Below are 10,860 nucleotides of genomic sequence, written 5' to 3'. Positions count from 1 at the left end.
TATCTTCGATTCCGAATTTAAGTTCATAATCTTCTTTTATAAAATATACATATAATATTAATAAAATAAATTCAACAATTCTTGCAGAAACTGTCGCAACAGCAGCTCCTTTTACGCCTAAAGCTGGAGCTCCAAAATGTCCAAATATAAAGACATAATTTAAAACTATATTTATAACAAGAGATATAGAGCTACATACCATTCCTAAACGAGGATTTCTAACACTTCTAGATCCCATACTAAAAATATAGCTAACTGCCATAATTGGATAACAAAATCCTATAACTAAAAAATACTCTCTCGCCTGTTTGACAACTAGTGAGTCGTGAGAGAAAAAGTTTATTATTAAATTAGGGAAAAATACTGCCAATATAAAAAATACTATTCCTAAAACTAGCGCTGCAATAACACTAAGTCCTGTTATTTTCTTTATACTGTCTTTGTCTCCCTTTCCATAAAATTGGGCCATGAAAATTCCTGCCCCACCTATAATACCTGATAATGCCATATTAAATAAAAAGAAATACTGGTTAGCTATCCCTATCGCTGCCACCGATACTTCTCCCAAACTTCCAACCATCACAGTATCGACCATATTTACCAATGTCGATATTAAGTTTTGGATTATAATTGGAATACATAATACAACTAAAGTCTTGTAAAACACCTTATTTTCGTCTGTCATTTTAAACACTGCTTGCAAACTTTCACCTCTTTCTTATTTTATATAATTTACTATATTAGTATTTACTTCCTTATATTATACCTTATTACAATAAATATTAAAATCACCTTGGTAGATTCTATATTAAATATATACTTCAATAATTTCCTTAGAATTTAAAAATTCGCTTCGCTCATGGCGCCAACGACTTCGTCCGTTGCTTAAGTTAATAGTTTGGAAATTATACATTATCTAAAAACCAGATAATATCTAATTTCCTTAGAATTTAAAAAAGCCTGTAAAAAATATTACAGACTTTTCGTGATAGTATTTTACATATAAATTGTAATTTCCACCAACATTATCTTTATTTATAGTTTATCTAACTTTTTTTAATGTATTACTCAAAAACTTCTCAATCTCCACTATTGAGAACAATATCAAACCGCAATAGAAAGGATATAACCAATCTGTAATTTGAAGTGATGCAGTTCTAAATATAATATGCATTTGTGGCATATAGGTAATCGCCATCTGCAATGATATAAGTATACCTACGACTAAGAACGCAACTTTATTTGTAAATAAGTTTTTTGATATTGCACTGTGGTCTGTTCTTATATTGAAAAGATAAAATATTTTACAAAAAACTACTATATTAAGCGTTACTGTACTCACTATGTTTTGTGATATTCCTAGTGATGTTAGGTGTTGGCTTATTATTAATCCTAATCCTGCAATCATAGTAGCGACATATAATATTCTTATTGTATCTTGTGATTTTATTATACTATCGCTTTTTTTACGAGGATTTTTATTCATAATATCATTTTCCGCTGGTTCAAACACAAACGCAAATGATATAGTTATGGCCGATACCATGTTGATCCATAAAAGTTGAACTGGCTCAAGTGGAAGTGGATTGTTTAATATTATACTTATTAAAACTATCAACCCTTCTGCTATACTAGTTGGCAATAAGAACTTTATAGTTTTTTTGATATTGTCATAAACTCGTCTACCTTCTTTTATAGCATCTACTATTGTTGAGAAATTGTCATCTGCTAAAACCATATCTGAAGATTCTTTGGCTACGTCTGTACCTTTGATTCCCATAGATATCCCAATGTCGGCTTGTTTTAATGCTGGTGCATCATTTACACCGTCGCCTGTCATCGCTGTTATTAAGTTATTTGATTGATATGCTTTAACTATTCTAAGTTTGTTTTCAGGCGTTGCCCTAGCAAATATGTCGTAATCTTTTATAACTGAGTTTAGCTCACTATCTGTAAGTTTATCGAGCTGACTACCTGTTATAACTCTATTTTCATCAGACAATTTGATTTGTCTAGCTATTTGTACGGCTGTTTCTGGATGGTCCCCTGTTATCATCTTTACTTTTACGCCTGCATTTCTAGCTTGCAATATTGCATCAATAACAGATTCTTTTGGCGGGTCTAATATTCCCACTAAACCAACTAAGTTTAAATCATTATCCAATAATTCGTGTTGTATCTTTGTTATATCTTTAGATAGATTTTTATATGCTACTGCTACAACACGTTTTCCCTTTTTAGCTAATTTGCTAACTTCATTTTGCCAATATATATCATCAAATTTATTATTTGATTTTTTAATTACGTCGATTAATTTATCTGGGGCACCTTTTACAACTAAATACCTACTATTTTCTAAATCAACTATTTTAGCCATGTATTTAAAGTCAGAATCAAATGGTATTTTGTCTATTTCAATAAAATTTGATGTGTCTAAATTTGCCTTTTTACAAAGTGTTAAAAAGCATCCATCTGTAGGTTCTCCATTTATAACCCATTTGTCATTTTCTTGATTTAGTTTGGCATCATTTGCAAGTGCACCTATTAATATTAACTTTTTCAAGTCACCTTCTATCTTTAATTTACTACTTATTTTTTCACTAGACTTATTAATTAATAAATCTTGTTTCCCCTTACTCTCGAATATTTCCCCTTCTGGAGAATATCCATCTCCCGTAACAATATAATTGTGGTGTTTTGTTACTATATCTTTTATTGTCATTTCATTTTTAGTCAATGTACCTGTTTTGTCTGTTGCTATAATATTTACTGAACCGAGTGTTTCAACTGAAGGTAGATTTTTTACTATCGAGTTTTTTCGTGCCATATTTTGAACACCTATCGCAAGAATTACTGATGTTATAGCAGGTAATCCTTCTGGAATAGAGCCAACTACCATCGTCACTATCGACAATAAAAGTGTTGGAATTTCGTAGATGTCAAATAATACGCCAAACCCAAAAAGTAAAACTGCAACTAATACTATTGCATAAGATATATATTTTCCTAGATTATTTATTGAAATTATTAGAGGTGTTTTTTCTTGTTTCACATCGTTGATACTTTTATTTATTTTACCTATTTGAGTATAATCGCCAGTCGCAACTACAACTCCTGTCATATCTCCATTTGTTATGCTTGTAGATGCAAATGCCATATTTGTCTGGTCTGCTACTGTAAGTGTTCCGATTAGAGTTTGTTTATCTTTTTGAACTGAGTCTGATTCACCTGTTAATACAGATTCTTGGATTTTTAAATTATTAGCTTCCAAAATTCTTATGTCAGCAGGTACATTATCTCCAGCTTCTAGATAGACAATGTCCCCTGGTACCAAATCCCCTGCGTCTATATCTAATCTTTGACTATTTCTAATAACGGTGGCATTTACGACTAACATCTGTTTTATTTTTGAAATTGCACTTTCTGCTTTGTTTTCTTGAATATAACCTATTAAGGCATTTACAAGTACTACTATCCCTATTACGACTGTGTCTGAGATGTGTCCCATAAATAAAGTCAATACACCTGCAACTAACAGTATATAAATCACGCTATTGTTAAATTGTTTTAAAAATCTCACCAATTTACTTTCTTTTTTGCTCTCTGTTAAGTTGTTTTTTCCGTATTTACTCCTTCTAAAAGATACATCTTCTTCGCTTAACCCCACATTCTTGTCTGAATTAAGTCTGTGTAATGTCTCTGTTGTGCTTACTTTGTACCAGTTTGAATCATTTAGGTGGATATTTTTCGAGTGTGTCTCTATACTCTGACACGAAGGAGGTTCTTCTCCTATTGAATTATTCCTATGCGAGTGACTTTTTGCTTCCATTTACTATTCCCCTTTCATTTTTTTACTTAGATATATTTTTATATCAATATATCTTACTATGTATATTAGCAGATATTCCTTTTTCTTCTCCTAATTTTACATTTTTTTAACATAGTATAGAAAATTTTTAACATATCGTTATAAACAAAAGAAATGCCAAATAAATGAATTTGGCATTTCTCCTGACTAAAACTTAATTGATTATTATAGTAAATCTGGTGCAAAGTTAGCTATTTTACTTATATTGTCTGTAATTGACTTGTACATGAGATTGTTCATCTGTAGATGGATCTTGATGCATTGCAGAAACCCAACTATTGTTTACTTCAGATTTTTTCTCGAAATCTACGTGTTCTTGATGTTTTTTAACTTTTGGGTCTTTTCCTTTATGACATTGACATCCTACGCATGGTTTTGTACATTTATCTTGCATAATAGCTCTCCTTTTGACCTACTGTAGTTATTTAGAAGATGTAGTGTAAATAAGCTACAGTTATTTAGAATAAAGTATCCTGATTATAGTATGTACAAATAACAAACTTATATATAGACCAAATTATGGTATGATTTTTAAGTGCCTTTCTCAAGAAATAATACTACTATAGATATTTTTATTTTTTATATTTAATTGAGAAATTTAAATTGAATTTGTTCTGTTTTTTCTTTATATATTTGTGAATTTTTATATTTATAAAAACTATCTACTCTTTTTAGAAATTCATCTAATGATTCTTTATCATAAATAGGTAAAACTTCTTCATTTTGCAATAATTTTATATTTCCCTTTGCTGTTTTTATATTTAAATAATGTTGATTAGGTTTATAACAGGCTACGATTTTATTTTGATTAAAACCGTAATTTACAGTATGAAAACTGCCTCCATTTATTGTACTTTCAATTACTATTATCCCTTCGCTAAGTGCACTTTGTAGTCTGTCCCTTTCGATTAGTTGATATTTTGAAACATTTTGTCCTGGTGGATATTCACTTATAACACAACCGTCATTGTCTATTATATTTTTAAATAGATTTGTATTTTGCTTAGGATAAACAATATCTAGTCCACATGGCATAACTGCTATTGTCCTTCCAAAATTACTTAGACTTCCCATATGTGCAAAAGTATCACATCCATTAGCAAGGCCACTGACTATTGTATATCCTTTTTGTGATAATATTGAAGATATTTTGTAAGAAACATTTACACCATGCAAACTCGGATTTCTACTACCTATAATTGCTATAGATTTATCATTTAAACAATTGTAATTTCCTTTGTAGTATATAACTATTGGGTTATCATCTATATTTTTTAGTTTTTGAGGAAAGTCTTTATCTAGTAAGGTTAAGATTTTGATATCCTCTTTATCACAAATATGTATTGCCCTTTTTGCAATCTCATTTGCATATTTTAGTTCTTCTTTAGTTATAATTCGTTTTATTTTTAAGTTTATATTATTTAAATAGTCTATAATTTCACTGCTATTTAAATGATTTAATTCACCTTGTCTTATTATTTTATTTATAGTTTTTCGACCCAATCCTTTTATTAATGTAAGTGTTATTATAAGTTCTGAATTGTTCATTTTATCTCCATATCTCAAATTTTTAGTTATAATTAGTATTTGTGCAAAATAAAAAACTATGTGAAATTATCACATAGTTTTTGTTTTTAATGATTTGAATAGAGATAAGATTGAAATGCTTGCTACTTGTATAAAAAGCAATATCCACTATAATGTTAAATAAGTTAAAAGCCTTCTATATAATATAGAAGGCTTTTTGTGTCTTTTTAAATTTTGATTTATATATAGAGTTAGATTTTTATAAAATTGGCTGTTGGTTGTTCATTGAATAACCATCGTACATAACATCTTTTAAGTCTATATTGTTGCCTTTGTTGTTTTCTTTTACTTTGCTAAGTTTTTTAACTGCACCATATGGTTCTTTAAGAGATAGTTTATCTCCTTTTCCTGAAATAACCCAAAGCACCTTATATCCCCTTGGATGCACTTTTAAGCAGTCTTCACCTTTTCCATCTGTAAAGTAGATAAGCATGTTGTATTTTTTTGTGCTGTTATTTAAATACTCAAACACTGGGCCAAACTTAGTTCCTCCACCTGCTGTAACTCTATCTTGAACGTCTTTTAATTTTTTTACTTTATATACTTTTTTTATTTCGTTGTCACACTCTATTATAGTTATTTCGTGGTTGTGATTTTTGACGATTGCTAAAACTTCTTTTATAGCTTGTTTGAACTCTTCGTCACTTATACTTCCGCTTATGTCGATTGCGACTGCAATTTCGGCTTTGTGATTTCTAAGCTCTCCTCTCAAATCGAGCCTATTTGGTTGTCTTCTACTTCTTCTTGTTATTGTCTTTTTTTTGTTCGCTTCTATTGTCCCCATTATCTTTTTAAGGTATAGATTCCATGGAAGTTCTCCGTTTTTGCTTTTTAACTTAGATATTATTGAATCTAGGTATTCTGGAGTCTTTCCTTTTTGCGAAAGGCTGACAAACTTTTGAGTAAACTCAGACATTGTCTTTTCATCTATATCATCTGAATCATCCCATATATCGTGAGTTTTTGCTGGATCATATTCATTTTTAAACTCCATATTTTGAGATTCATCATTTTCTAACTCATCATCAGTATTTGTGTCGTGTTCTTCTCCGTCTTCGTTTTCTTCTTGTAAATCTAATTCTATCTGGATTTTTTGTAAATAATATTCAAAAGTCTGAAATGCTTCAAGCTTGAGATTATAATTTAAATTTACCCATTCTAAAGTTGTTGAATATGGTGGGAGTGCATCTAAATACTGGTTTACAACTACATCCATCGCCAAGTTTATCGCCAAAGTGCTATATCGTCCGTTTTCTTTTAGCTCCTTTGCCCTTACTAAGTGTAGAGATATAACATGTAAAATTTCGTGTTTAATCGTCGTCTCCATCTGACTCATATTTAATTTTAAAAATATAAGTGGATTAAAATATATTACGTATTTAGCTCCTTTAAAATTCACTCCACTCGGGCTACTCATATCAAACTTCAAATCTCTGTTCATTTGGAATAAAAAATACCCATAGAAGTTATCTTTGTCTTCCATTAAGTTAAAATTCACCTTATCTACAAGAGAGAAAAACTCCCTCCTAAATTCATCAGACACTTCTATCTCAATGTCTTTATCCCAATCAATCGATTCATCGTAACTTGCTCTTTCAACAAATTCAACAGCTTGAGCGTAGAGTTCTTCTTTCTTTTTATTAAAATAAGTTTCCATACCTTATCCCCTTATTAAGCTGTAAGATTGAAAATATAAATCTATAAATTCTTCATTTTCACTAGCTATTTTGTATAATTCGCCATAATTATTTTTTATATCTTTCATAATTCCAACCATTAAATCAACTGGATATAATCTTAAAAATTCTACTAATCTTTGTATATAATCAAATCCACCTGAATTTAATTTGTTGTTTTGTATGTCTGATTCTAGTGATTTTAATATATTCATAGCACTGATGTATAGTCTTGTATGGTTTTCATTTTTAACTTGTTCTACAACTCTTTCGTCAAGTTCTTCTCCATTAAACACATCATTATAACTTATTATTGGTTTTGCATCAGAATTTATAAAACTCATAAACTCTTGTGCTATAACTCTTCCCACATTACCTTTAATTACGTTTAAAAATACCTCTTTAGGGATTGAGTCTTTCTTTTGTTTATAAACTGAGTAAGTTTTAGAAATTCTCTCAAAACTTCTAGGTGTTGCATTTATATCTCCTTCGTTTACCTTGTGTAGATATTCTGGGAATGTAGATATAAACTCAACTACTTTTGGCTCGATATTGTTGTTCATAGCCCAGTTTATCCATTCGCTCGCATCTGACTCCATATTAAGCCAAACAAATCTGTTTTCTTGTGCTGGGTCCATATCTACAACTTGGTAGTCAAGCTCTGCTCCGTATTCGTTTGATGGATTCATTGCAGCTAGTATTTTTACATTTTTGTCTAACTTATATCCGTTTATCTCTCTATTTAATATAAGGTTCATAAGTTCTTGTTGGACTGCGTGTTCACAACGGTTTAACTCATCTATAAATAAAAGTACTTCGTTTCCATTTTCGATTTCTTTGTCTATTTCTCTAAGTTTTGTGTGGACTGCATAAATAGTTGTTTTCTTTTCTATTTTACATCCTTCTTCACTTTTAACTATATAAGACTCAACAGTTGGAAGTCCTCCGATTTCTCCTTCTTTTAATAAGTTTCCGTCTATTACAACGACCTTCCATCCATTATCTTTTGCTACTTTGTTTGCTAAAGCTGTCTTTCCGATTCCACTCTCACCAACTACTAGAGGTACTTCTCCCGTTTCTAATATTAGCTCAATACTTCTAAATGTATCTAAAAAATTCATATTATTTCTCCTAAACTATTTTATAATTACATCATTTTTAATTTTTCGTCCATAGCTATTTTCTTAGCCATTTTGCTTCCGTATTTATATATAAATATTACTTTATCTAATTTTATTGCATCACTATTTCTATCTATAACGCTGCAATTTAAAAAATCCCTTATATATTTTTCTTCTACATCTTCTTTTGATATCACTTCTTTTAAAGCCTCTTCTATCTTTTCTATACTTAGTTTTTTGTATAAATATTTTATAACTAAGATATTTTGTTTTAAAAATGATACCATCTTCTCTTCATCTAAATCTTGTATAAAGTTTATAGCTGATTCGTTTTCTTTTATTGCTTCTAATTCTATTTTATAACTTGGATTTTTTATATATCTAATCGCATCATAATTTTCTTTTATCGCTTCTAACTGAACTTTTTCTGATGGATTTTTTATATATTTTATTGCATCGTAATTCTTTCTAATCGCCGATAATTGCAACTGTTCACTTGGGTCATCTATGTATTGTATTGCCCATCCCGCTTGTTCAATTGCAGCTTTTATTACATTTTCTGTCGGCTCTTTTATATATGCTAAACTGCTCCACCCGCTCTTAACAGCTTTTAGCATTATGTCCTCACTTGGATTTTCTATATATTCTATCGCCTTTGCATTTTTGCTTATTGCGATTTCTTGCATTTCCTTTGTCGGATTTTCTATATATTTAATTACTAGCCCGTTTTTTCTAACTGCAAGTAACTTCATTTCATCTGTTGGATTTTTTATATTTTCTATAAGAGTAGGATTTATATTTATCATCTTAATAAATCTTGATTCGTCCATAATTCTCCTCCATATTTTAAAAATTGAAACATTATAACTATATCAATTTTATTATATTTCAATTCGTAAATATACATATTTTGCCTATTATCTTGGTATTATTTTACCATACTCTTTTTATATACCCACATCACAAAATATAAATCTATTTAATGCTCACCAAAATTTTGCACAAAAAAATATTACTGGAATTTACTCCAGTAATATCTTTGTTAGAATATTTATTAAAAAATATATTTATTTGGTATGTACCAGTTAGTATCATTTTGATTTATATTACTCAGCTGTCTCTTCGTCATTATTGTCATCTTCAACTTCTATAGATGAAGTTTTTAATGAACCTATTCTAGCGACTACAGTATCAGGTTCTAAGTCAGATTTTAATGTTTCAGGTATTACTAAGTCTTTAGCAAGAATTTGAGCACCATGTTCTAATCCTGCAACATCTACTTCTATATGTTCAGGCATTTCACTAGGGTTACCTTGTAATTGAACTTCTGTTATTACATCGTCTAATAATAATTTTCTTGCGTCTAATGATTCAGCTCCTGAAAATCTTATTGGAACTCTTAATTTAATAGTGTCACCTTTTTTAACGTATTGGAAATCTAGATGTACTATATTTCCGAATGCGTCTCTTTGTACTTCTTTTAATACACAATTTTCGATTTTATCATTTAATTTTAATGATAAAACAGAGCTTTTTGATCCTAGTAAGTCTATTAATTCTCTTTTTGTTATTTGACAAGGAATTGGTTCTCCCAATGATTGACCATACATTATAGCAGGTATGCTACCTTCCATTCTTACTTTTTTGCCTTTCTCAGTTCTTTCACTAATGTTAAATACTGCGTTTTGCATTTTGATCCCTTCTTTTCTCTATAGATTATGTATTTTGTATATAAATATATTATAGCACAGTAATATGCATAATATTATTTTTTTTAGATTTCTAATGGATTAATTTATTCATTTTTTCGAATAATCCAAATAATAACTATTATTATGCACACTTATGTATAGTTTTATTCATAAATTTTAAGTCTTACAATTAAGTTAAGATTAACTTAATTTAATGTTACTTAAATTGTAAATAGTTAGATTTTTGTATATAATAAGATTGTAGACTATATTTATGTATATAATACTATTTTAAATAAAAAAGGAATGGTCAAAATGAATAGAATTCCAGAATTTATTAGAGATTTTTCAGAAGTTATAAACGAACTAAATAATAAATCTAGATTCCCGCTTACTAAAGAATTTATACAACATGGGGATATAAGCGTGTACGAACACTGCATATTCGTCGCTTATATGAGTTGTCAAATTGCAAACAAATTAAATATTAAAGTAGACAAGAGGTCGCTCATAAGGGGTGCCCTTCTGCACGATTATTTTTTATACGATTGGCACGATAAAAACAAACCAATCAAACTTCATGGATTTAGGCATCCGAAAATCGCTCTGAGAAATGCCAGCGAAGAATTCGATCTAAACGAAAAAGAAAAAGACATAATCCTGCACCATATGTTTCCGCTAAACCCAATCCCCCCAGCTTCAAAAGAGGCGTGGATTATATGCTTAGCTGATAAAATATGTGCAACTAGAGAGACGTTTGGCTCACAATTATATAAACAGATAAGTAGTATATATAGTCATTTGGGTATTATTTATGACTAGTATATGTTCGCTGCGTTCATGGCGCCAACGAATCAAAGATTCCGTTGCTTAAAAATTCGCTTTGCTCATAGCGCCAACGAATCAAAGATTCCGTT

General features: G+C 29.7%; 9 protein-coding genes. 1 reads left to right on the top strand and 8 read right to left on the bottom strand.

The features are described 5' to 3' along the window. From RDX53_RS12875 to RDX53_RS12840, 8 genes are all read right to left on the bottom strand, one after another. The coding region (locus RDX53_RS12875) for an MATE family efflux transporter (RefSeq protein ID WP_307994298.1) at window positions 1–694 on the bottom strand (694 nt) is incomplete at its 3' end. A 348-nt stretch (window positions 695–1,042) separates the two neighbouring features. Next, window positions 1,043–3,829: an HAD-IC family P-type ATPase gene (locus tag RDX53_RS12870; RefSeq protein ID WP_307994297.1), complete on the bottom strand. Its 2,787-nt coding sequence runs from the start codon at window positions 3,827–3,829 to the stop codon at window positions 1,043–1,045. A 235-nt stretch (window positions 3,830–4,064) separates the two neighbouring features. Continuing rightward, window positions 4,065–4,262, bottom strand: a complete 198-nt coding sequence (locus tag RDX53_RS12865; protein ID WP_295610759.1) for a hypothetical protein — start codon at window positions 4,260–4,262, stop codon at window positions 4,065–4,067. Between the two features lie 191 nt (window positions 4,263–4,453). Further along, entirely contained in the window at window positions 4,454–5,416 is a 963-nt protein-coding gene (dprA, locus tag RDX53_RS12860; protein WP_307994296.1) for a DNA-processing protein DprA, read from the bottom strand. 238 nt (window positions 5,417–5,654) lie between these two features. Further along, the gene (locus tag RDX53_RS12855; protein ID WP_195929737.1) at window positions 5,655–7,112 is read right to left on the bottom strand and encodes a VWA-like domain-containing protein; all 1,458 of its coding nucleotides are present in this window, start codon (window positions 7,110–7,112) and stop codon (window positions 5,655–5,657) included. 3 nt (window positions 7,113–7,115) lie between these two features. Then, window positions 7,116–8,252 carry an ATP-binding protein gene (locus RDX53_RS12850; protein WP_307994295.1) on the bottom strand — a complete coding sequence of 379 codons (1,137 nt, stop codon included), beginning with the start codon at window positions 8,250–8,252 and terminating at the stop codon, window positions 7,116–7,118. Between the two features lie 26 nt (window positions 8,253–8,278). Continuing rightward, on the bottom strand, window positions 8,279–9,082 hold the full coding sequence (locus RDX53_RS12845) for a hypothetical protein (protein WP_295610753.1): 804 nt from the start codon (window positions 9,080–9,082) through the stop codon (window positions 8,279–8,281). Between the two features lie 276 nt (window positions 9,083–9,358). Continuing rightward, window positions 9,359–9,943 (bottom strand): 50S ribosomal protein L25, encoded by a 585-nt coding sequence (locus RDX53_RS12840; protein ID WP_295574125.1) that lies wholly within the window; start codon window positions 9,941–9,943, stop codon window positions 9,359–9,361. Between the two features lie 315 nt (window positions 9,944–10,258). Between RDX53_RS12840 and RDX53_RS12835 the strand changes: the two genes are divergently transcribed. Continuing rightward, window positions 10,259–10,765, top strand: coding sequence for an HD domain-containing protein (locus RDX53_RS12835; protein ID WP_307994294.1), 507 nt, complete (start codon window positions 10,259–10,261; stop codon window positions 10,763–10,765). Window positions 10,766–10,860: the final 95 nt, after the last annotated feature.

The organism is uncultured Intestinibacter sp. (genome assembly GCF_902468165.1).
Taxonomy (GTDB): Bacteria; Bacillota; Clostridia; order Peptostreptococcales; family Peptostreptococcaceae; genus Intestinibacter.
The sequence above is the reverse complement of the archived record's forward strand: the minus strand, read 5'-3'. Positions and strand labels throughout refer to the sequence as shown.

What these genes read in the sequence shown, in the direction of transcription:
- RDX53_RS12865 (WP_295610759.1), bottom strand. Translation starts at nt 4,262, where the DNA reads ATGCAAGATAAATGTACAAAACCATGCGTAGGATGTCAATGTCATAAA.
- dprA (WP_307994296.1), bottom strand. Translation starts at nt 5,416, where the DNA reads ATGAACAATTCAGAACTTATAATAACACTTACATTAATAAAAGGATTG.
- RDX53_RS12855 (WP_195929737.1), bottom strand. Translation starts at nt 7,112, where the DNA reads ATGGAAACTTATTTTAATAAAAAGAAAGAAGAACTCTACGCTCAAGCT.
- RDX53_RS12850 (WP_307994295.1), bottom strand. Translation starts at nt 8,252, where the DNA reads ATGAATTTTTTAGATACATTTAGAAGTATTGAGCTAATATTAGAAACG.
- RDX53_RS12835 (WP_307994294.1), top strand. Translation starts at nt 10,259, where the DNA reads ATGAATAGAATTCCAGAATTTATTAGAGATTTTTCAGAAGTTATAAAC.
- RDX53_RS12870 (WP_307994297.1), bottom strand. Translation starts at nt 3,829, where the DNA reads ATGGAAGCAAAAAGTCACTCGCATAGGAATAATTCAATAGGAGAAGAA.
- RDX53_RS12845 (WP_295610753.1), bottom strand. Translation starts at nt 9,082, where the DNA reads ATGGACGAATCAAGATTTATTAAGATGATAAATATAAATCCTACTCTT.
- RDX53_RS12840 (WP_295574125.1), bottom strand. Translation starts at nt 9,943, where the DNA reads ATGCAAAACGCAGTATTTAACATTAGTGAAAGAACTGAGAAAGGCAAA.